This is a genomic window from Mycobacterium sherrisii (assembly GCF_002102355.1).
Taxonomy (GTDB): Bacteria; Actinomycetota; Actinomycetes; order Mycobacteriales; family Mycobacteriaceae; genus Mycobacterium; species Mycobacterium sherrisii.
Genome location: NZ_LQPT01000078.1, coordinates 1 through 22527, shown reverse-complemented (window position 1 = coordinate 22527; position 22527 = coordinate 1). Strand labels below are relative to the sequence as shown.

Below are 22527 nucleotides of genomic sequence, written 5' to 3'. Positions count from 1 at the left end.
TGAGTATCACCGCGGAAACAGATAAGCGATGAGACTGAGAACCAGCGCCCCGATTCCGGAGATTCCGGCCACGATCGTCCAGGTATCCCGGCGGGGACGGCGCGCGAGCAGGATCAATTTAGAAAAACCGTGGGTGGCGTGCGCGGAACGGACATACAGATATGCGCACAGTGCGATCAGCAAGAACCCGATGCGCAGCGCCCACGGCGCCATGTGGTGCCGCCCACCATGGAAGAAGCCCGCAATGAAGAAGGTGACCGCGCCACCGAGCAGCGCGATCGGCAAGGATCGCACCCAGTTGGCCGCGATGTAGGTGAGCGAGCTGCGGTCGGGCAGGCTGGCCCAGTACTGAGCGATGGCGGACTGGCGCTGTACGGCGCTTGGTCCCGCCGCCTCCAAGACGTTGCGGTAGTACCGCCGCAGCACCACGGTCAGCGTCGAGCCGTTGTCGTACACGAATTTGCCGAACACGGATCTGATGTCCTCGGCATCCTCAATGGGGTCGATCTCGTCGATGTCGGTGGTCGATGCCTGACTGTTGTCCGACCACACCAGCGTCACCATGACGCACTTGGCGTCGTGGGCGGCCAGCACCAGGAGGTCTTTCAGCTCGGCGGGAAGAATCGCTCCCCGTGTCAGCTCGACCACCAACGGCTTATTTTGTTTGTTCAATCCTGTCTTCCCCGGTGCAACACGGCGCCTTTGCTGCCGGCCATGATCGGCCACTTCAGCATCGCGAGTCGATGTCGCCCGCCGACCGGTGGCCGCCGCCGCTTCATTCTGGTTGCCGCCGCCGAATTACCACCACGACGTGTCACCTCCTAGTTGCAAGGCTGGCACTCCCGCATCAGGTCCGACCGGCGCCGCACCGCGGACCCGGCGGGCCTGGCCGACAATTGCAGACAATTGAAAACGCGCGTTCGCTGCGGCCTAGTCTGCGATCGCGACAACCCGCTTAAGAGGTCATCTCTCATTGAGATGGCCGGGATCATAACCAGTCATTGGAAACGCCGCCGGATGCTTGCTGAGATCAGAAGACATAACTGAGTTCGACGATTACGAGGTTGACGCTCATGTCGCTATCCCCGCCTGATCCGGAGCCATCCACGCGCGTCGACGATCTCGCCGCCCGATTCGAACGCGACGTCATACCGCTGCTCGATCAGCTCTATCGGGCAGCCCGTCGCTGCACCCAAAGCCACGCCGACGCCGAGGATCTCGTACAGGAAACGATGGTCAAAGCCTACGTCGGCTTCGCGTCCTTCCAGGACGGCACCAACTTGCGCGCGTGGCTGTACACGATCATGAACCGCACCCGCATCAATCACTACCGCACCGCCGCGCGCCGCCCGGCCGAGTGGCTGGCCGACGATGTCGGTGACTATGTGCTCGGCGCGGCCACCCAGCAGTCGGCACGCCGAATGTCCGCGGAAGCCGAAGCGCTGGAATCGATGGGCGATCACGAGATTCGCCAGGCGCTGCAAAAGCTCCCCGAGGCGCAGCAGTTGGCTGTCTACTACGCCGACGTCGAGGGCCTCCGGTACAAGGAGATCGGCGAGATCCTCGATATTCCACTCGGCTCGGTCATGTCTCGCATTCACCGCGGACGGCGAAACATGCGAAAGCTGTTGATGGAGTTCGCCGTCGAGAATCGTTACATCCGCGAGCACGACGACGTGACGATTGCGGCCTAGCATCTCGATGCCTTCTTCACGGCGCCTCAGAACACTTGCAGCCCTGCTCCTACTCTTGCTCATCACCCCGCCAGCGCGCAGTTCCGCAACCGCCGGTATCGGAGTAACTTCGCGACAGCTAAGCCAATCTTCGCAAGACGGACGGGATTTCATCGTCCGGGATATCACCATTGCTCCGGGCGGCAGCACCGGGTGGCACTGGCATGACGGCACCCTGGTGGGCGCGGTCAAGGACGGGACCCTGACCCATTACGCAGCCGATTGTTCGGTGGACGGGGTGTACAACCCGGGTGACCCGGTCACCGAACCTGCGGGATCCGACCACGTGCACATCGGCCGGAACCTCGGCAGCACACCGGTGGTCCTGGAGATCATCTACATCCTGCCGCCGGGTAAACCGCTCGCCGAGGATGCGGCAAATCCCGGCTGCCCCTTCAACTGACCAGAATCAATTCAGCCGGCGAACGGCGCCCCGTCGAAAAACTCGGAAGTGACGAACTCCGGCACCGGTCGCCGTCGTAACTTCGTCAGTTGGCGTACGGGTTTGCCGAGCGGCACCACGGCGGCGATCGCGTACGGGTCGGGGATGTGCAGAAGATCCTTGACCTTCTCCTCTTCGGCGACAACCATTGTCGTCAGCACGCCCCCGTAGCCTTCGTTGCGGGCGGCGAGCAACAGGTTCCAGACGAATGGGTACACCGACGCCCCGGGTACCACCGCGATGCGGTCCAACTTCTGATCGGTGGCGGCGACGACCCCAAGGTTCAGACAAACCACCAGGACGACCGGTGCTTGCCGGCACGGCGCCGACATTTGCGCGGGGGGCTGCGTCGCCTCGATCGTGGCGGCGTCTATGCCGGGCGGCCGCAACGGATTCCACGGCGACTCACCGTTTGCAACCTGCGCGGTATAGCGGCGGGCGGCGGGTAGCCCGAGTTCGGCCAGCGCGCAGCGCGTGTCCTGATCGCGCACCACGACGACGCGAACACCCTGCCGGTTCCCACCGCTTGGCGCGAAGCGGGCGTGCTCGAGGATGCGCTCCAGCACCTCATCGGGCAGTGGGTCGTCGGTGAATTCGCGCACGGCCGGCGTGGTTCGCATGACGTCGTACAAGTCCATGCGCACCATCGTGCCGCAGCGGCGTCAGAAGTGTTCAGGCGGCGTCGTGGAATATCAGTCCCAGCCGGAAGACTCATCCGTGTCCGTGCGGCAGAGTCGTTGCGCTGCACCGTGACTGAGCCCAGACTCGCTGCCCGACGAGCAGGAATTCACGCCAATGAGCGCCCCGCGGGTTTGCCTGCCGGGTATGGTCAGTCATGCCGAACATCCCGGGGGCCGACGTTTTCACGTCGCAACGCGCGTTGGATCCGGGTTTGCGCAACGCCGGTCGCTTCGTGCCCCGCGGGTACGCGTTGTACCGCGGTTACCGGGTGCCGCGCGCACTCACCCAACTGATAGCCAACGCCGGGCGGCTACGCCACATCCCCGTGGCACGGGTCAACGAGCATGTCACGGTGCGTCTACATCGCCCGCCCGGTCTTCCCGATCGCGCGCCTGCCCTGCTGTGGATTCACGGTGGGGGCACGCTGATGGGCACCGCCGTGCAGGACGACAAGTACTGTCGCAAGCTCTCCCGCCTGACCGGTGTGGCGGTGGCCGCAGTCGAGCACCGCCTGGCGCCCGAACATCCCTATCCGACGCCGCTCGAGGACTGCTACGCGGCGTTGCTGTGGCTGGCGGTACAGCCGTGGGTCGATCCGGATCGCGTGGCCGTCGGCGGCGCAAGTGCCGGTGGACATTTCGCGGCCGCAATCGCGCAGCGCGCCCACGACCGCCAAGATGTCCACCTCGCCTTCCAGATGCTGGCGTACCCGATGCTGGACGATCGGACCGGCGCCGCGCCGTCCGGCGCCAAGCGCATCATGTGGACCGAAAGCGACAACCAGCTCGCCTGGCGGTGGTACCTCAACGGAGCGGATCCAATCGAGGCCGCCCCAGCCAGACGGCCCGATCTGTCCGGCCTGCCGCCGGCCTGGATCGGCGTCGGGACGCTGGACCTGTTCTATCGGGAGTGCCTCGACTACGCGCGGCGTCTGCGTGCGGCGGGTGTCCCCGTCTGCGAAAAGATCGTCCCCGGCGCATTCCACGCGTTCGATCGCATCGTGGAGTACGCGCCGGTTTCCCGGGACTTCTTCGCCAGCCAGCGCGATGCCCTCTGGGCGGCGCTCAGCTCGCCACCGTCGCCACCACCGGCGGCAGACTCCGGCAAACAGCCCGCGTAACCCCCAACACGCTTTCACTCAACTGGGGCGACGAGAAGCCCTGCCGGGCGGAACCAGCCGGGACGCTGCGCCGCGGTTTTGTACCGCAAAGTTTGCAGTTCGTGCAACGATAGAGGTATGGCCAACCAGATCGGACTGCGCGAGCGGCGCCGGCGTGAGACCAGCGCCGACATCCGCGACGCCGCGGTGCGCCTGTCGCTGGAACGCGGCTTCGACAAGGTGACCATTGACGAAATCTGCGCCGAAGCAGGGATCTCCACCCGCACCTTCTTCAACTACTTCCCCAACAAAGAATCCGCGATCGCCTACGGACCCTCGGACATACCGCCCGAGCTCGTCGCCGAGTTCGTGGCCGCCGGGCCCGCCCCGTACTCCGTGGTGCTGGCCGAGCTGATCACGCTGGCCGCTCACCATCTGCGTGACGTTCCGCCGCCGCGTGAGCACGCGGCCGACATGCTAGAACTCGCCAAATCCTCGCCCCCGGTGCTGGCCGCCTTCCTGGCCGACCTGGAGCGTTTCCAGCTGCAGTTGACCGACATCGTCGTCCGCCGCCAGGCGATGCGGCCCGACGACGAAATGGCGGCCCTGATCGCCGCCCTGGCATTGACGGCAGTGCGTTCCGGCCTGGAGAAATGGGCAACCGGTAAACCCGAGGACGACGGCGACGACACGCCGATGCCCTACGTCGAACGCGCCGCCGCCCTGGTCAACAGCATCTTCACCACGTGATCTGAAACACGCGGGCAAACCTTGCATACTGTGCAAGATATGCACATCATGTACTATGCGCTGGTGGCGGTGTTCGGAAACGCTTCCGCGCTGCGGGGCGCCCGTCGGTACGGGGAGCGACCGCCCGGCTGAGCTGGCCCACGGCGCCGAACTGCCCGCGAGCTCACCTGCGGGTCCTGCTGATGATGGGCCGCGTCACGGCTGCGTGATGGGGAAAGGGAGCACGTAGTTGTTGGTATCGCGAATTGTGCGCAACGCGTGGTTGCCGCTGCTGATCGTCGCGGTGGTGGTCGTGGGTGGTTTTGCCGTGGTGCGGGTGAAGTCGTTCTTCGGCGCCAACGACACCGGTGTCCTGACCAGCCCGCGGCTGGACGACTCCAAGCCGTACAAGCCAAAGGTCGTCAAGTACGAGGTCTTCGGTTCCGCCAGCCACGCGAACGTGAATTATTTGGATCTGTCCGCGGATCCGAAACGGATCGACGGTGCCCCGCTGCCCTGGACCCTGGTGCTGAGCACGACCGCGCCGTCGGTCTTTCCCAACCTTTCCGCGCAAAGCGACGGCGACTACCTGGGGTGTCGCATCACCATCGATGACGAAATCAAGGACGAGAAAATCACCCACGGCGTGCATGCCCTGACCTTCTGCTTGGTGAAATCCGCATGAGTCTCACGCGCCACGGCGCCCATTCCGATGCCCGGACCGACGCCTTCCCGACCGCGAAACCCGAAGAGCGGGCGAGGATTCCACGCTTCATCCGCAAGTTTGCCCTGCCCATCATCCTCGGCTGGATCGCGCTGATCGCGGTGCTGAGTGTGTCGGTTCCCGACCTGGACGAGGTGGGCAAGATGCGCTCGGTGTCGATGGCACCCGACGACGCGCAGTCCGTGGTCGCGACCAAACGCATGGGCGCCATCTTCAAGGAGTACAAGTCCAACAGCTCGGTGATGATCGTCCTGGAGGGCCAGAACCCGCTGGGCGCCGACGCCCACGCTTACTACGACCAGATCGTCAGGAAGCTCGAGGCCGACACCAAACACGTTGAGCACGTTCAGGATATGTGGAGCGATCCGCTGACCGGGGCGGGCGCTCAGAGCAACGACGGCAAGGCCGCCTATGTGCAGGTTTACCTCGCGGGTAATCAGGGCGAAGCCCTGGCCAACGAATCTGTCGAATCCGTCCAACACATCGTCAGGAGCGTGCATCCGCCGAACGGGGTGAAGGCCTACGTCACCGGCCCCGCGGCGCTGTCAGCTGACCAGCACGTGGCCGGTGACCGCAGCGTCCAGATCATCACGATGTGCACCTTCACGGTGATCATCGCGATGCTGCTGTTGGTCTATCGATCCATCATCACGGTTTTGCTGACGCTGGTAATGGTGGTTTTGGAATTGTCCGCGGCACGCGGAACAGTCGCGTTCCTGGGGTATTTCAACATCATTGGCCTGTCCACCTTCGCCACGAACCTCTTGGTCACGTTGGCGATCGCGGCCGCCACCGACTACGCGATCTTCTTGATCGGCCGCTACCAGGAGGCCCGCGCCAACGGTCAGAGCAAAGAGGACTCCTACTACGACATGTTCCACGGCACCGCCCACGTGGTGCTCGGGTCGGGCATGACGATCGCCGGCGCGACGTTCTGCCTGCATTTCACCAACCTGCCGTACTTCCAGACGCTCGGCATCCCGCTGGCCATCGGCATGGTGGTCGTCGTGGCGGCGGCGTTGACACTGGGTCCCGCGGCCATCTCGTTGGCGACTCGGTTCCGCAAGACGCTGGAACCCAAGCGCACGCAACGGATTCGCGGCTGGCGCAAGCTCGGTGCGGTGGTGGTCCGGTGGCCGGGACCGATCTTGGTGATGACCATCGGAATCGCCCTCGTGGGCCTGCTGACCCTGCCCGGGTATCGCACCAACTACAACGACCGCAACTATCTGCCTGCCGACCTACCCGCCAACGAGGGTTACGCCGCCGCGGATCGCCACTTCTCCCAGGCGCGGATGAATCCCGAAATGCTGATGATCGAAAGCGACCACGATTTACGCAACTCCGCGGACTTCCTGGTGATCGACAAGATCGCCAAGACGGTCTTCCGGGTACCGGGAATTGCTCGCGTGCAGTCGATCACGCGCCCGGAGGGCACGCCGATCGAACACACGTCGATCCCGTTTCAAATCAGCATGCAGGGCGTCACCCAGCAGATGAACCAGAAGTACCAAGAAGACCAGATGGCCGACATGCTCAAGCAGGCCGACATGATGCAGACGACCATCGACAGCATGGAGAAGATGCAGAGCATCACCGCGCAGATGTCCAACGACATGCATCAGATGGTCAAGAAGATGCACGACATGACCATCGACATCAACGAGTTGCGGGACCACATGGCCGATTTCGAAGACTTCTTCCGGCCTATCCGCAGTTACCTGTACTGGGAGAAGCACTGCTACGACATCCCGATCTGCTGGTCGTTGCGCTCGGTTTTCGACGGCCTCGACGGCATCGACACGATGACCGACGACATCGAGAGCCTGCTTCCGATCATGGATCATCTGGACACCTTGATGCCGCAGATGGTGGCGCTGATGCCGTCCATGATCCAGAACATGAAGGCCATGAAAACCACGATGCTGACCATGTATTCGACGCAGAAGGGTCTGCAGGATCAGCAGAACGAGGCGCAGAAGAACTCGAATGCGATGGGCAAGGCGTTCGACGCGTCCAAGAACGACGACTCGTTCTACCTGCCGCCGGAGATCTTTGACAACGCCGAGTTCAAGAAGGGGATGAAGAACTTCATCTCGCCCGACGGTCACGCCGTGCGCTTCATCATCAGCCACGACGGCGATCCGATGTCGGCCGAGGGCATTTCGCACATCGCCGCCATCAAGAAGGCCGCGTACGAATCGCTCAAGGGCACGCCGTTGGAAGGATCGAAGATTTATCTCGGCGGCACCGCAGCGATCTACAAGGACCTTAGTGACGGCAATACCTACGACCTGTTGATCGCCGGGATCGCGTCGCTGTGCCTGATTTTCATCATCATGCTGATCATCACCCGGGGCGTCGTCGCATCCGCGGTCATCGTGGGGACCGTCTTGCTGTCGCTGGGCGCGTCCTTTGGTCTGTCGGTGCTGATCTGGCAGCACATCATCGGCATCGAGCTGCACTGGATGGTGTTGGCGATGTCGGTGATCATCCTGCTGGCGGTGGGCGCCGACTACAACCTGCTGTTGGTGGCCCGGTTCAAGGAGGAAATCCACGCGGGCCTGAACACGGGGATCATCCGGTCGATGGGCGGCACGGGGTCGGTGGTGACATCAGCGGGTCTGGTGTTCGCGTTCACGATGATGACCATGGCGGTCAGCGAGCTGACGGTGATCGGTCAGGTGGGTACCACGATCGGCCTGGGTCTGCTCTTCGACACGTTGATCGTGCGGTCTTTGATGACACCCTCGATCGCCGCGCTGTTGGGCAAATGGTTCTGGTGGCCGCAGCGGGTGCGGCAGCGCCCGGTCCCGTCGCCATGGCCCACGCCGCCCGAGCCGGCCGACAAAGCCGACGGACTCGTCGACGCCAAGGCTTGATCACTGCGCGACTGTAACTGCCGACGGTAGTACTCGCTCAAAGTCAAGTGGTGGATGCAGCATTTAAGCGGCTTGGCTGATCAGGGCGGTGAGGCGTTGTGCGGGTGTGTCGAAGCCGAGGCGGGGTCGGTTGTTGAGTTTGTCCTGAACTCGTTTGAGGTCGGCCTTGGAGTAACCCAGGCTGCCAGGGTGAATGGGGATCGCAGAAATAGACGGGGACCTGCAGCTGCAGGCTGCTGTCCTGCCAGGTGGCGATTTCACTGCGCCAAGGCAGCGCCCACGCGGCCGGATGCCCAGTCGGCATTGCAACCTGCAAAATCAGGAACGTTGCACTGCCCGTATGAATCCACCTCGAAAAACCCGTCGCCAGTTACAGTCTCGCAAAAGGTGTTTAGGTGACCCACTCCGGCTGCGCGTCGGTGTCGACGCTGGACCAATCCTTGTGGCCGAATCCTGCGGTGCAACCGCCGTCGACGACGAACTCCGAGCCGGTGGAATAACTGGACTCGTCACTGGCCAGGTAGACGGCGAGGCTGGATACCTCTTTCGGCTCGGCAGCGCGACCCAGCGCAGTCTGGAAGGTGTCGTCGGGAACCCACTCGGTCATCGGTGTCTTGACCAGGCCGGGGTGGATCGAGTTCACTCGAATATTGTTGGGGCCCAGCTCCAATGCGGCGGATTTCGTCAATCCGCGGACGCCGAATTTGGTTGCGGTGTAACCGTGGCAGGCAATGGTACCGGCCATGCCCTCGATCGAGGAAATATTGATGATGGAGCCGTGGCCCGCTTGCTTCATCGACCTCACCACCGCACGGATGCCGAGGAACACACCGGTCAGGTTGATGTCGAGGATGCGTTGCCATTCGGAGAGCGCGTAGTCCTCGAGGGTTCCGATGTTGATGATGCCCGCGTTGTTCACCAGCACGTCGAGGTGGCCGTACTCGCCCAGCGCGGTCGCCACCGCCGCATCCCAGTCGTCGGGTTTCGTCACGTCGAGATGGACGTAGCGCGCCGCATCAGCGAGACCGGCAGCGACCGCTTTGCCCTCGTCGTCGAGGATGTCGCCGAACACAACCTTGGCACCCTCGGCCACGAACGTCCGCACGTGCGAGGCGCCCATCCCCCGCGCTCCCCCACTGATCAGGGCGACCTTTCCTGCCAATCGTTCGGCCACTGCATGCTCCTATCCGCGTCGGTGGGTCAATCGTCGGACAAACAGCCCGCGTGCAATATCGACACCATACATATGTAGGCACATGTATGACGACATACTCGTCAAGAAGTTGGGCGCTCGCGCCGAGTGCTACCACCTGGACAAGCCAGGAACGACGGGTGGCGGCGCATGGCTTCGCGGCGCTCGCACGCATGCTTTCGGGAGGAGATCCACATCGGATGCAATTGAAGGATAATTACTTCAGCGTCTGCCGCCTGTCCCATAGTTGGCTCCTTCGCCCGATCTCGATGAAGCGGTGTTACAGCCCGGGCGCGTAGATCGATCGACGCCACACCGCATGCGCTCCTTGAATGACTTGGTCCATCGGCTGGGATGTGTCCAACGGGTATGCGCTGTCCCAGCCGTTCTGTTCGCGCGCTAGCTCTGTCGCGATTTCAGGGGTCACCTCGGAACTACCCCGGGGCCGAGTCAGGATTCTCCCGGCAGCGGTTTCGGCACGCGCCACGCACACGAGTTCGACCATGGCGGAAAACGTCTCGGAGGCGACCGCATCGGCGTGAGCCCGAAGATGAGGGTCCCGCCAGGTACCGTCAAGGATGACCGGGCGACCGTCGCGGAGAAACGCCCGGGCCCGGGCCAGAGCCACCTCGTAAACCAGCCTGACGTTCTTCGGTCGGTACAGACCTTCGTTCAGAATGCCGCTGGCCCCGGCGATGACACCTGATGCTTGTAACTCTCGGCGTACATCGTCGGTTGAGATCACCTGCGCCCCGGTGAGTTCGGCAAGGGCCCGCGCGACCGTCGACTTGCCAGTACCAGGGTTCCCACCGATCAGCGCCATGCGCACGCTGCCGTGTTCCAGATGCCGGACGGCAATTGCCAAATGCCGGCCCGCATCTTTGGCGGCAGCCACGCCGCCCTGCGTCAGGCGCAGGCAGTCGACCTTCGCCCGAACTACCGCGCGGTATGCGATGTAGAAGTCCCACAACGACCGTGGTGCGCTGTCACCCGAGTGCGCAATGTAGCGCTGGACGAAATAGTCACCGAGGTCTTTGCGACCCAGGAACTCCAGATCCATCGCCAAGAATGCCGCGTCGTCGATTTGGTCCACGTGGCGCAGCTTGTCGTCGAACTCCAGGCAGTCGAGCAGTGCGGCCTTGCCGTCAGCCCAAAATATGTCGTCGGCGATCAGGTCGCCGTGTCCGTCGATGATGCATCCCTCGTCGATTCGGCGGGCGAACAGCGGGGCACGACCCGAAACGAATTCATCGGCGAGACGCTGAACACGGGCCAGCAGTTTGAAGGATAAGGCCAACTGGGGGTTGGCCACATAGCTGTTCAATTCCGACAGGTTCTCCCGCCAGCGGCCATCGACCGCGCACACCTTACCCTCGGCACTGATCAGCACGTTCCGCTCGGCACTTGCGTGAAACCGGGCCAGCACTTCGGCGATAGAGTCCAATACGTCGCGAACCGTTTCGTCGGGGCCGCGAGCTATCAACGATGTGAGGCGCTGTTCGTCGCGGTAGCGCCGCATGACAACGATTGGTTCGCCAGGACCTCCGCTCGGATCGGTGAAATACCCGACCCCGTAATAGCTTTCGGGGGATAGTCGACTGTTGAGCTCGACCTCGCGCAGGCACGCGCGCTCACGCAGCTCAGGTGTGCGGAAATCCAGGAAGTGGGTTCCGATCGGCTTTTTCGCCTTGAAGGCTCGATCTCCGGCGAGTACCACCAAGCCCGTGTGGGTCTCGTGGACCTCTAGGTAGGGCAACGCCATTGCCGCCGGCGTCTGGCCGGCCCGATCGGCGGCAATGGTGACGTTCATGATCTAAATTCCTGTCGGTGGCGGAATTCGTTGGGACTCAAGCGGGACGTGCGACAATCACCGGCGTACGGATCGAGTGAACGACTGCGTTACTGACAGAACCGAGCATCGCCCCCGTCAAGCAGCCGCGGCCGTGACTGCCCACCACGACCAGCTGGGCCGATTCCGATTGCTTGATCAGCTGCCGGGCCGGCCGGTCCGCGACGACGAGCTGCCGCACCGGAACATCTGGGTAGCTGTCATGCCAACCCGCCAGGCACTCGCTGAGACTTCGCTCCGCTTCCGCCCTGACTGCCGACCATTCGTAACCCGGAATCTCGAAGAACTCGAAATCGCTCCACGCATGCAGGGCCACCAGCTGGACATCGCGACGTGCCGCTTCCTCGAAGGCGACGGCCGTCGCCAGTTCCGACGCCGGCGACCCGTCAATTCCTACCAGGACCGGTGCGCGATCGGACGGACGGGACGAAGTCTCGGCGTGGATGACACCGACCGGACATTTGGCGCCGCGCACCACGGCCGAACTCACCGAACCGAGCAATATTCGGCTCATCACGTCGTTACCGTTGGAACCGACAACGATCATCTGCGCGTCTTCGGAGATTTCGATAAGCGTCGGTGCGGGTGGCTCGGGCCTCAGTTCGGTTGTGATTTCTAGCTCTTGGCCTGCGGGTAGGGCTTCGCGGGCCAGCTTGGCCGCCTGCTCGAGGGCCTGCTGCCCGGCATCGGACTGCCATCGGGCAACCCCGCTAGGCATGGGTACCTGGGGAAAGGTCGGCACGAACGTGTTGAACATGTGCACCAGGTGCAACGAGACATTTTTCACGGCCGCGTCGCGCGCCGCCCAGACAACCGCGGCGCTCGACGCGGGCGAGCCATCGACCCCGACGACGATCCCGTAGCGCTTCTGCAAGGCCGTCATTTCGTCCTCCCTCGGTCACTGAATACGCTATCGCCCGGGCGCTCGTCGATCATGAGGCTTTAGTCCCGATCTGCGTGGGATGGCCGCGCGACGATCACCGGCATACGCACTCCGTGGACGACCGCATTGCTGACCGAACCCAAGAGCGTGCCGGCCAAGCCACCCCGGCCGTGACTGCCGACGACAATGAGCTGAGCCGATTCCGACTGCTCGATCAGTTGGCGGGCCGGCTGGTCACACACGACAATTCGGCGCACCGCAACATCGGGGTAGCGTTCTTGCCAGCCGGCAAGACGTTCGGCGAGGATCTCCTCGGCTTCGACCCGCACCGCGGGCCATCCCGCCTTCGGAAGTTCGTACAACCCGATGTCGCTCCAGGCATGTAATGCCGTCAGTTCGACGCCACGGCGGGAGGCTTCGTCGAATGCGATGGCCGTTGCGAGCTCCGACGCGGGAGACCCGTCGATTCCGACCACTACCGGAGCGTGCAGGGGGTCGGCCATCACCGGATCTTCGTCACGGATCACGGCGACCGGACACGCCGCACTGTGCACCACGCCGGAACTGACCGAACCCAGGAACGCTCGCGCGACAGCACCGCGCCCATTACTGCCCACGACCACCATCTGAGCCGTTTCGGAAAATTTGACCAACTCCGGCACCGGCTGTGCAAGCCTCAACTCAGTCACAATGTCGATGCTTCGATACATCTTCGTGGCGTCTTCGGCGATCTTGATCGCCTCTTCCAGCAGGCGACGGCCGTAATCCTCCTGCCACAACTCGGTATCGGCAGTCAGCACCATCGGTGGCCAGACGGGCGCTGCTGGGTTCACCATGTGCGCCAGGGTCAGCGGAAGGCCGCGCAACGCCGCGTCCCGCGCCGCCCAGCAGACAGCGAAATTCGATGCGGGCGACCCGTCGACCGCGGCGACGATGCCGTAACGCTTTCGGGATGCGGACATTGTGGTCTCCCTTCCGTTACCGAAAACGCTACGGCCCAAATGCAGATCGGCCATGAGGCTTTCGTCCCCAACCCGATGGACGAGAGACCCCGATTGCGCGAACGGGCTTGACCCGAGCAGATGGCGTGGCATCGTCACAACCGTGACCGAATGGCCCGTCACGATCGACAGGCGTTACCACGACGCACTGCTGCTGAACCTGAGCACTGCGACCGCCGGGTGTGCAACATCTGTCGGCCCGCCGCCCCCGGTCGTCCCGTTGCGCCGGGAGTTGCAACGCGTCGGCGTGAGCCTCTACGAGGGCGAAAGCGGCGCCCACGCGTTGGTCGAGGCAATAGCCAGCGGAGAAGTCAGCCGCGGGCGTTGCGTGGTTATCGCGGACAGTCGAGCCGGCGTGCGCGCGGCCCGGGATGGCGGCTTCGGCCTCGTCGTCGGCCTTGTCACAGGCCTCGAACTAGACCGCACTGACGCGTTGCTCTCCGACGGCGCGGACATGGTGATCACCGACCTCGCCGAGATCTCGGTGCGCGTCGGCGACCGCGCCGTGTCGGATATCGCCGACGCCTTACAGGCCTACGGCCAATTGAAAGAGCTAGTGATATCGCGGCGCCCCGTGGTTTTTCTGGATTTCGACGGGACGTTATCCGACATCGTTGCAGACCCCGAGTCGGCTGCCCTGGTCGACGGCGCCGAAGAAGCACTTCGAGCGCTGGCCGCGCAGTGCCCTGTCGCCGTGATCAGCGGTCGAGATCTAGCCCATGTCCGCGCCCGCGTCGGCATTGCGGGTTTGTGGTACGCGGGCAACCAGGGTTTCGAGCTGGTCGCTCCGGACGGTGCCCGCTTCGAAAACGCCGCGGCTGTCGGCGCCATTGATGACCTGGCCGGTACCGCAGCGGATTTGACGGCGGAACTTGGCGATATCCCCGGCATCAGGGTGGAGCATAAACGGTTTGCCGTCAGCATTCACTATCGCGGGGTCGATACTGCATTGGTGGACCGTGTGATCTCGACGGCGTGCAGAGTAGGGCGGGCCGCAAAGCTACGGGTGACTCAAGGCCGCAAGGTCGTCGAACTCCGCCCCAATGTCGCCTGGGACAAGGGCGACACCCCCGATTGGCTTCTTGCCCAAATCGTAGGGAACGACGGCGGAACCGAGGCCACTCCGATATTGCCCATGTTCATCGGTGACGACATCACCGATGAAGACGCCTTCGACGCGATGCAGTTCGATGGCGTCGGAATCGTGGTGCGCCACGGCGACGGCGGCGACCGGCCCTCCGCCGCCCAGTTCAGCCTGGAAAGCCCCTCGGCGGTATGCGAATTCGTTAAGCGCCTGGCACGCGACATGCGGCACGGAGCGACACAAACGGCGGATGCCTGGCAGCTCACCTTCGAGGGGTACGACCGTGGCGCAGAGCGACTGCGCGAGGCATTATGCACCGTTGGTAACGGCTACGTCGCCACGCGCGGCTGCGCTCCGGAGGCAGCGGCGTGTGCGACGCATTATCCCGGCACCTACGCCGCGGGCGTGTACAACACGTTGGCCGACGAGATCGGCGGCCGGCGAATCGAGAACGAGAGCCTGGTCAACCTGCCCAATTGGCTGCCGCTGACGTTTCGCGTCGACGGTGGCTCGTGGTTTGACGTGGATAGCGTCGAGTTGCTCCACCACCAACAAACATTCGATCTACGTCATGCGACGTTGATCCGTACGCTGCGCTTCCGTGACCGCGCCGGTCGGACGACGGCATTGACTCAGCGGCGTTTCGCCTCCATGCATCAGCCACACGTGCTTGCCATGCAAACTGTTATCACCGCTGAAAACTGGTCGGGCACAGTCGAATTCAAGTCATTCATAGCTGGCGGTGTCCAGAACTCGCTGGTGGAACGCTATCGCTCGCTGTCAGGTGCGCACCTGACGGGATGCACGTTGGACGAAATATCGCCCAATTCAGTGCTGTTGCAGACTCAGACGTCGCAATCACATATCGCGATCGCGCTGGCCATCCGCACTACGCTATGGCGCGACGACGCCCCTGCCGACGCCGACTACACCTTCGTGCGGGAACCACACCGTGGCGGGCACCATATTCGGACGAATTTGTCTTCGGGGCAGTCGATCACGCTGGAAAAGGCGGCAACGATCTTCACTGGGCGCGATCCTGCGATCTCAGAACCGGCCAATAGCGCAAGACACGATCTCGCGGACGCCGGCCGCTACGCGGATCTGCATCAGCATCACCGGCGAGCGTGGGACCGGTTATGGGAGCGCTGCAACGTCGGGCTTGACGACGGCGTCGAATCGTTGCGGACACTTCGTTTGCACCTGGTCCACCTGCTGCAGACTATCTCGCCGCACACCGCCGAACTCGACGTTGGCGTCCCGGCGCGGGGCCTGCACGGCGAAGCTTATCGCGGACATGTCTTTTGGGACGCGCTATTCGTCTCCCCCGTTTTGAACATGCGTATGCCAAACGTCTCGCGTTCGCTGTTGCTATACCGGTATCGGCGACTCCCCGAGGCCCGAAGAGCCGCGTGTAGGGCTGGCTATCTGGGCGCGATGTATCCGTGGCAGTCGGGCAATGACGGCAGCGAGGTGAGTCAACAACTCCACCTCAATCCACGGTCGGGAGGGTGGAAGCCGGATCCTAGTGCGCGCGCCCATCATGTCGGTCTTGCCGTCGCATACAACGTGTGGCAGCACTACCAGGTGACCGGTGACCGACAGTTCCTGATCGACTACGGAGCCGAGATGATGGTCGAGATCGCCCGTTTCTGGGTCGGGTTGGCCATGTTTGACGAAAGCCGGAGCCGTTACACGATCCGGGGAGTGATCGGACCCGACGAGTTTCATTCGGGATACCCGGGCAAGGAATACGACGGTATCGACAACAATGCTTACACCAACGTCATGGCGGTCTGGGTAATTGTGCACGCACTCGAGGCGCTGACCGTATTGTCACTGCGGGACCGACTCGACCTGATCGACAAGATCGGTTTGGCGACAGACGATCTCGAGCACTGGGAACACGTTAGCCGGCACATGTTCGTCCCGTTCCACGATGGCGTGATCAGTCAGTTCGAGGGCTATGCGGAGCTCGAGGAACTTGACTGGGATCGCTATCGACGACGGTATGGAAACATCCAACGACTCGACCGCATCCTGGATGCCGAAGACGACAGCGTGAACAACTACAAGGCGTCCAAGCAAGCCGACGTGCTGATGCTGTTCTACTTGATGTCGTCAGATGAGTTGCTGCTCTTGTTCGGCCGGCTCGGCTACGGCTTCGCGCCTGATCAAATTCCGAAAACGATCGACTACTACCTATCGCGTACTTCGCATGGGTCGACGTTGAGCGCCGTCGTGCATTGCTGGGTTCTGGCGCGAGCGAACCGGCGGATGGCTATGCAGTACTTCGAACAGGTGTTGAAGTCCGATGTCGCCGACATCCAAGGCGGCACAACGGCCGAGGGCATACATCTGGCCGCGATGGCCGGCAGCATCGACCTGCTGCAGCGGTGCTACACCGGCCTCGAGACACGCAACGATCGACTGCTACTCGGCCCGCACTGGCCAACAGCGCTCGGCCCGATCGAGTTTCCATTGGTCTACCGCGCACAACGCCTTCATCTTCGGGTCACCGGGCGTACCGCCACCGTGACCTCGGAGGCCGGCAACACCGAATCGGTCGATGTCGAATGCCGCGGGCAGATCCGGCGCCTGCCTCCCGGGCGCACGATCGCCGTTGAGTAACGGATCGCCAGATGACGATCGCCGCCAAAAGGCGGGCCGAACGGCCCTGCCGAGACATCGACAACGTTCCTAACGTGTGCAGTGAATGGCTTCTCGGCAGCCGGTTCGATCGGAGTGTTTGAATGAAGAGTCCGCAACCGTCGGTCGTCGTGGGCATCGACGGCTCCGATGCAGCAGTCAATGCGGCCAAATGGGCGGTGAGCGAGGCTATTAGCCGCGATGTTCCGCTTCGACTGGTTCATGCTATCCCGCAACGAGAACCAGCCGGCGCCGCCGACGATGACCGCCTCGATATCGAATACGGCCAGACGGTGCTGCGCGCCGCCTGCGCGGCGGTCAACGCGATGGGTCGGCAGGTCAAGGTGGAAACCGACTTGGTGCATGGACCGCCCGGGGAGGCATTGGTCGTCGAATCAACCCACGCGGCAATGATTTGCCTGGGGTCGATCGGAATCGAGGAGCTCGCGCGCAGGATAATCGGCTCGACCGTCATCACGCTTGCCGAGCAAGCGCATTGTCCGGTGGCGATCATCCGCCACAACCGCGCGGGCAAGGATCCTCGCACCGGATGGATTGCGGTCGTTGTGGACGATTCAGCTGAGAACGACGCCGTGCTCGGGAACGGCTTCCGGGAAGCACGACTGCGCGACGCACCAATTTTGGCAATGGGGGTCTGGCGCTGGGGCTTGGGTGAAATCCCTTACGACCAACTGGATCGCCGGCTCGGTCGGTGGGTATCGGAATATCCCGAGGTACATGTGCTTCCGGCCGCCGCACGCGGTGGTGCCGCCGCATTCCTGGCGAGCACACCGGAAACGATCCAACTCGCCGTGATAGCCGGCTCGGATGCGGACGACGTCGCCCGCATAGTCGGTCCCATCAACGCGCATTTCGGGCATCCCGGATGTTCGGTGCTCGTCGTGCGCACCTGACAGTCAGTCGTCAGTGCGCGTCCGACGGATTGCCACGTTCGGGCAGGGCGGCGACCAACGGTGTATCGACGCCGAGTGGCCCGAGGGCGGCGGCACCGCCCGGGGACCCTAACGCCCTGTGGCGGCCGGGCAGCGGACGGTGGAAAAAGGCGGCGTTGTCGTTCCGGTGCGCTAGCTGGTTGTCGGGCAGATCCCCCTCCCAGTAGATCGCATCCATCCGGCAAGCCGGCTTGCATGCGCCGCAGTCCACGCATTCGTCCGGATTGATGTACATCGCGCGGGCACCTTCGTAAATGCAATCCACGGGGCACTCCTGAACACAGGACTTATCCAGCACGTCAACGCACTCGACGCCAATCACATAGGCCATGAATTCACGCTAGCCATCCAGTATCGGGATCCGCGCTAGGCGGACGACCCCAACATTGATGACCAAAGACCCTCCCGCACAACGCGATACCGTTGCCAGACCGTTCCCAGACCGTTGGCGCTACGTCATTCGCAACTCAGTGATCGGGCAGCGGGGCCGACCAACAGATTCGGGTGCCGCCATCCGCTGCGCTGCCGATATCGCAACGACCGCCGACCTGTTCGGCGCGATGCACCATGTTCGCCAGACCGCTGCGGCGGAGATTGTCCACGGGGATGCCGCAACCGTTATCGGTGATGTTGATCGTCAACATGTCCCCGACATCGACCTCGACCGTGAGACGTGAAGCGCCCGAGTGCCGAACCGCGTTACTGACGGCTTCGGCGGTGACCGCTTCGGCGTGGTCGGCGAGCTCGCCGCCGACGGCGGTCGTCGGACCGCGCATTCGAACGGTGGTGACGATGTCGCGCCCCTCGGTGAGATCGGCAACCGCTCGTTGAATTCGGTTGCGGAAGCCGCCGCTTTCGGGTGGCGCCTTCAACTGGAAAATGGTGGTGCGAATCTCCTCGATGATTGTTTGCAGGTCATCGAGGGTGCGGTTCAGCCGGTCGGCAACCTCCGCTGAACGCACCCGGGCAACCGTGCCCTGCAGGTCCATCCCCGTCGCGAACAACCGTTGGATGACGTGGTCATGCAGATCGTGGGCAATGCGCTCACGCTCGGCCACCAGCGTCAGTTGGCGCGTGTTTTCGCGGCCCGACGCGAGCATCAGCGCTATCGCGGCATGCGTCGCGAAATCGCTTACCAGGTTGAGGTAACTGTGATCGAACGGTGGCCCCTCCGGGCTGCGCGCGACGACGATGACCCCGGCGACCTTATCGTGGGCCCGCAACGGCATCAAGATTGCGCTTCGTTGCCCGAGATCGGTGAATGCCTGGATCGGGTAGCTCAGAGCTTCGGTGATCAGCGGCTCGCCGGACCGGAACACGGCGCCGCTCGTGGAATCGTCCACTGGAATCCGTTGGCCGATAACGTCTGAGGCGTTCAGCCCTACCGCCGCGGAGATGACCAATGTGTCGATTTCGTCCATGGGAATGTCGTCATCGTCCGGAACGAGCACGATCGCCTGCTCGGCTTCGGTTAGCACGCGTGCTTTTTCGGCGATCAACTGCAACGGGGTCCGGCTGGGCTCGACGCTGGACAGCAGCGCGGCGGTGATTTCGCGGCTGGCCTCCATCCACTTGACCGCCGTCCGCTCCCGCTCGAACAGTTGCGCGTTGTCGATAGCGACCGCGGCGGCGAATGCCAGTGCGCGGGCGGCCGTCTCGTCAGATTCGGCGAACAAGCGGCCGGGCTCGTCGTGAGTGAGATAGAGATTGCCGAATATCTTGCCGCGGATGGTGATCGGCACGGCAAGGAAGGCCCGCATCGGCGGATGGTGCTCGGGGAACCCGACCGAGGCCGCGTGCTTCGTCAGGTCGTCCAGTCGCAATGCCGGCGTGTCGAGGAGTGACAAACTCAGAACTCCCTTGCCAACCGGCAGATGCCCGATTCGGCGCGCGTGGTCGGCATCAATACCGTCGTGAACAAACGAAATCAGCATCCCGTCGGCGTCGCGAACCGCTAGGGCGCCGTACCGGGCGGAAGTCAACTTCCGGGCCGCGCCGACGATGCGGCGCAGGGTCGCGTCCAGCTCGAGATCGGACCCGATCTCGACGATCACCTGAAGCAGTTGCTCCATCTGATCGCGCGACGCGAGCAACTCGTCGAGTTGCTGGTGCATCCTGCTGACCAGCCCACGCTGGCCGAGTCCCGCAAAAGCCGAGCCACTGTCGTCGCTGGCCATTCGCCTGATACCTCCGGCAGTTCAGCTCTCGAGCACCTGCTCGCCACCCAGAGCAACTGCGCCGAGTTTATTCGAGTCGCAGTGACAACGTAGCAAACGTCGGACGCCTGCACCCGGTACCGACGGTATGTGCATGCCTGTCAGCGGGCAGGTTCAGGACGGTTCGGCCGGGCGGCCGGGACGTTGGTCTAACTTCGAGGCAAACACCGCTGCTTGGGTCCGCCGCTCCATGCCAAGTTTTGCCAGCAAGCGGGAGACGTAGTTTTTGACCGTCTTCTCGGCCAAGAACATGCGTGCGGCAATCTGTCGGTTGGTCAGTCCCTCGCTGAGCAGCCCGAGCAGCGTTCGCTCCCGGTCCGTCAACCCAGACAGCGGATCCTTTTGCTCGACGTTGCCGCGCAGTTTCGCCATCAACGCAGCCGCTGCCCGGTTGTCCAGCAGCGACTTTCCGGCACCGACGTCCTTGATTGCCTGCGCCAGTTCCATGCCTCTGATGTCTTTGACGACATAGCCGCTGGCGCCGGCCAGGATCGCCTCCAGCATCGCCTCGTCGGAGGTGAATGATGTCAGCATCAGGCAGCGCAACTCGGGGAGTTCGGACAACAGGTCGCGACACAATTCGATGCCGTTGCCATCAGGTAGCCGTACGTCAAGCACCGCAACGTCGGGCTCTACGGCACGAATTCTGACCATCGCTTCGGACACCGAGCCCGCGTCCCCGACAACCTCGAGTTCGGGGTCCGCCGCGAGTAAGTCGGTAAGCCCGCGCCGGACTACTTCGTGGTCGTCGACCAAGAAAACCTTAACCATTGCGAGTCCTTCCTCCCCCAACCTCGATATCGCACCTCATCAATGATCGCCCCGGGTTCACAGATGCCGTGGGTGATTGACTACCACAATCGAGCATCCGGCCTCCTGCAACACCGCGCTCCCGGCCGGACCCATCAGTTCGTTGAGTCGTTCACAATCGTGCGGACCGACCACCACTAACTGCACTGCTTGGTGACTGTGGGCGAGATAATCCACCAGGCTGACGCACACCGCCGTCGACTCCACATCGAGGTCCGGATACCTTCGCCGCCAGCGGGCGAGCCGGCTGTCGAGGTGAGCCGTCGCCCGCCGTTCGCTGTCATGGGTCGCCCGGTCGTCGGCTGATCCGGTGTGGTGGCAAAAAACTACCCGGAGGGCCGCGTTTCGCAATCGGGCCTCCGTCGTCGCGGCAGCCAGCAACATCTCGTCGTCCGACGAGCTGCTTATCGCGACGACGATCCCACCCGGCTGCCGACCGGGACGAGTGCGTTGGCTACGAACGATCGCCACCGGGCAGCGCGCCGACACGGAAAGCGCCGCAGCGGTGGAACCCAGGCGGCCGACCTGGAAGTGGTGTAACCCGATGGCGCCCACGCACACCATGGCTGCCGTTGCCGAGGCCCGGATCAACGCCTCGATCGGCTCGGCCCACACGGTCTGCGTCTCGATCTTCACCGGCTGACCCGTGCTCTCGATTGCCGTCGCGGCGCGGCGCAGCGCGGTTTCGGCGGCAGTGCGGTCGCGCGGTATGTCATCGGGCCCGCGTCCGTCAGCGGGAGGCTCGGCGACCACACAGACCAGGCGCAGCGGGACGTCCCGGCTCACCGCTTCACCAACCGCCCACAGCGCGGTGGAAGTCGCCGCCTTGGAACCGTCGATGCCGACGACCACCGACTTCGCCTGCTGGTGGTCCATTCGTGCTCCCTGACTCAACACCGGATCGGTCCATTGCCAGAGTATTGAGCCGGTCGGCTTCCCGGAGGGGCCATTGGACTCTATATTCGGCAACCGTTCGTCCCGGGCTGCCGTTGGCTACAACCCGGACGGGTACGTTTCCGGTGTTTCGCCGGCGATCCACGAACTCGTCGGCTCCAGCGGTTCGAGTGCTCGGGTCCGATCGATATGAATCAGCGCGTCGAATTGATCCGCGGGCCGTACGTGGAAGTAGTGGCTTTGCCGCTCCGTTTCCGGCCGATAGATCACGCCGATGGCGCGCCCCAGTCGAACAACGCCGAGCGGGTCCGCGGCTTCGGGAGTGAGCTCTGCCGACACCAGGAAGGAGCTTTTGCCGGTCTCGTGTAGCAATTCCTCGATGCTGCCGTTGAGCGCAGGCCGAACACCCTTGCGTTCGGCGATTCCGCCCCAGTCGCTGGCGGCGGTCACGGTACCGCTGTATGTGCTGAATCCGATCAAGCGTGACTGGTCGCCGTATCGCTGCCGGACCAGTTGCCCCAGGGTGAGTTGCCCATCCGCGGACACCTCGGTCGCCCGTGCGTCGCCGACGTGAGAGTTGTGCGCCCACACCACTATTCGCGCCGGCGGAGCGCCGTCGTGCCGGTCCAGGGGGTAAGTCCCCTGGCGTGGTGGGTTTTTGGGGCCGGAGATGACGGTGCCGGGTGTGTCGTTGCCGGTGTTGGGG

At 63.5% G+C, this 22527-nt stretch carries 18 protein-coding genes and 2 pseudogenes; 8 read left to right on the top strand and 12 right to left on the bottom strand.

Annotated elements, in window-relative coordinates; genetic code table 11:
- Window positions 1-6 precede the first annotated feature (6 nt).
- Window positions 7-648: a hypothetical protein gene (locus AWC25_RS14550; RefSeq protein WP_142278845.1), complete on the bottom strand. Its 642-nt coding sequence runs from the start codon at window positions 646-648 to the stop codon at window positions 7-9.
- 425 nt (window positions 649-1073) lie between these two features.
- Here AWC25_RS14550 and AWC25_RS14545 point away from each other — a divergent pair, with 425 nt between their 5' ends.
- Together AWC25_RS14545 and AWC25_RS27695 are read left to right on the top strand one after the other, a co-directional pair.
- Window positions 1074-1694 carry a sigma-70 family RNA polymerase sigma factor gene (locus AWC25_RS14545; protein ID WP_085166991.1) on the top strand — a complete coding sequence of 207 codons (621 nt, stop codon included), beginning with the start codon at window positions 1074-1076 and terminating at the stop codon, window positions 1692-1694.
- A 7-nt stretch (window positions 1695-1701) separates the two neighbouring features.
- Window positions 1702-2136, top strand: coding sequence for a cupin domain-containing protein (locus tag AWC25_RS27695; protein ID WP_069402316.1), 435 nt, complete (start codon window positions 1702-1704; stop codon window positions 2134-2136).
- An 11-nt stretch (window positions 2137-2147) separates the two neighbouring features.
- Here the strand turns inward: AWC25_RS27695 and AWC25_RS14535 are convergent, their stop codons facing one another.
- A complete protein-coding gene (locus tag AWC25_RS14535) occupies window positions 2148-2813 on the bottom strand; it encodes a nitroreductase family protein (protein WP_069402315.1) in 666 nt (221 codons plus the stop codon).
- Window positions 2814-3010: 197 nt separating this feature from the next.
- Here AWC25_RS14535 and AWC25_RS14530 point away from each other — a divergent pair, with 197 nt between their 5' ends.
- From AWC25_RS14530 to AWC25_RS14515, 4 genes are all read left to right on the top strand, one after another.
- Complete coding sequence (locus AWC25_RS14530) at window positions 3011-3976, top strand: alpha/beta hydrolase (RefSeq protein ID WP_069402314.1); 966 nt, start codon at window positions 3011-3013, stop codon at window positions 3974-3976.
- Window positions 3977-4093: 117 nt separating this feature from the next.
- Entirely contained in the window at window positions 4094-4705 is a 612-nt protein-coding gene (locus AWC25_RS14525; RefSeq protein ID WP_069402313.1) for a TetR/AcrR family transcriptional regulator, read from the top strand.
- Window positions 4706-4934: 229 nt separating this feature from the next.
- Complete coding sequence (locus AWC25_RS14520; RefSeq protein ID WP_198166718.1) at window positions 4935-5369, top strand: MmpS family transport accessory protein; 435 nt, start codon at window positions 4935-4937, stop codon at window positions 5367-5369.
- Window positions 5366-8290, top strand: coding sequence for an MMPL/RND family transporter (locus AWC25_RS14515; protein WP_085166990.1), 2925 nt, complete (start codon window positions 5366-5368; stop codon window positions 8288-8290). The genes AWC25_RS14520 and AWC25_RS14515 overlap by 4 nt, the downstream gene beginning before the upstream one ends.
- A 63-nt stretch (window positions 8291-8353) precedes the next feature.
- On the opposite strand, the pseudogene AWC25_RS27425 reads toward AWC25_RS14515, so the two are convergent.
- From AWC25_RS27425 to AWC25_RS14490, 5 genes and pseudogenes are all read right to left on the bottom strand, one after another.
- A pseudogene (locus AWC25_RS27425) lies at window positions 8354-8552 on the bottom strand (IS30 family transposase); the annotation flags it as partial.
- Between the two features lie 129 nt (window positions 8553-8681).
- A complete protein-coding gene (locus AWC25_RS14505; RefSeq protein WP_085166989.1) occupies window positions 8682-9464 on the bottom strand; it encodes a glucose 1-dehydrogenase in 783 nt (260 codons plus the stop codon).
- 298 nt (window positions 9465-9762) lie between these two features.
- On the bottom strand, window positions 9763-11244 hold the full coding sequence (locus AWC25_RS14500; protein ID WP_085166995.1) for a bifunctional aminoglycoside phosphotransferase/ATP-binding protein: 1482 nt from the start codon (window positions 11242-11244) through the stop codon (window positions 9763-9765).
- A gap of 85 nt (window positions 11245-11329) precedes the next feature.
- On the bottom strand, window positions 11330-12214 hold the full coding sequence (locus AWC25_RS14495) for a universal stress protein (RefSeq protein ID WP_085166988.1): 885 nt from the start codon (window positions 12212-12214) through the stop codon (window positions 11330-11332).
- Window positions 12215-12273: 59 nt separating this feature from the next.
- The gene (locus tag AWC25_RS14490) at window positions 12274-13176 is read right to left on the bottom strand and encodes a universal stress protein (RefSeq protein WP_085166987.1); all 903 of its coding nucleotides are present in this window, start codon (window positions 13174-13176) and stop codon (window positions 12274-12276) included.
- 142 nt (window positions 13177-13318) lie between these two features.
- Here AWC25_RS14490 and otsB point away from each other — a divergent pair, with 142 nt between their 5' ends.
- Window positions 13319-16930, top strand: a complete 3612-nt coding sequence (gene otsB / locus AWC25_RS14485) for a trehalose-phosphatase (RefSeq protein WP_244899521.1) — start codon at window positions 13319-13321, stop codon at window positions 16928-16930.
- Between the two features lie 149 nt (window positions 16931-17079).
- Window positions 17080-17862, top strand: a complete 783-nt coding sequence (locus tag AWC25_RS14480; RefSeq protein WP_142278844.1) for a universal stress protein — start codon at window positions 17080-17082, stop codon at window positions 17860-17862.
- Between the two features lie 10 nt (window positions 17863-17872).
- On the opposite strand, the gene fdxA is transcribed toward AWC25_RS14480, so the two are convergent.
- The 5 genes and pseudogenes from fdxA to AWC25_RS14455 all read right to left on the bottom strand — a co-directional run.
- Window positions 17873-18232, bottom strand: coding sequence for a ferredoxin (gene fdxA, locus AWC25_RS14475; protein ID WP_085166985.1), 360 nt, complete (start codon window positions 18230-18232; stop codon window positions 17873-17875).
- A 136-nt stretch (window positions 18233-18368) separates the two neighbouring features.
- Complete coding sequence (locus tag AWC25_RS14470; protein ID WP_232327270.1) at window positions 18369-20015, bottom strand: GAF domain-containing sensor histidine kinase; 1647 nt, start codon at window positions 20013-20015, stop codon at window positions 18369-18371.
- A 229-nt stretch (window positions 20016-20244) separates the two neighbouring features.
- Window positions 20245-20888, bottom strand: a pseudogene (locus AWC25_RS14465) (response regulator); the annotation flags it as partial.
- Between the two features lie 57 nt (window positions 20889-20945).
- Window positions 20946-21803 carry a universal stress protein gene (locus AWC25_RS14460; RefSeq protein WP_069402303.1) on the bottom strand — a complete coding sequence of 286 codons (858 nt, stop codon included), beginning with the start codon at window positions 21801-21803 and terminating at the stop codon, window positions 20946-20948.
- 117 nt (window positions 21804-21920) lie between these two features.
- Window positions 21921-22527: erythromycin esterase family protein (locus AWC25_RS14455; protein WP_142278843.1), on the bottom strand; the 607-nt coding region annotated here is incomplete at its 5' end.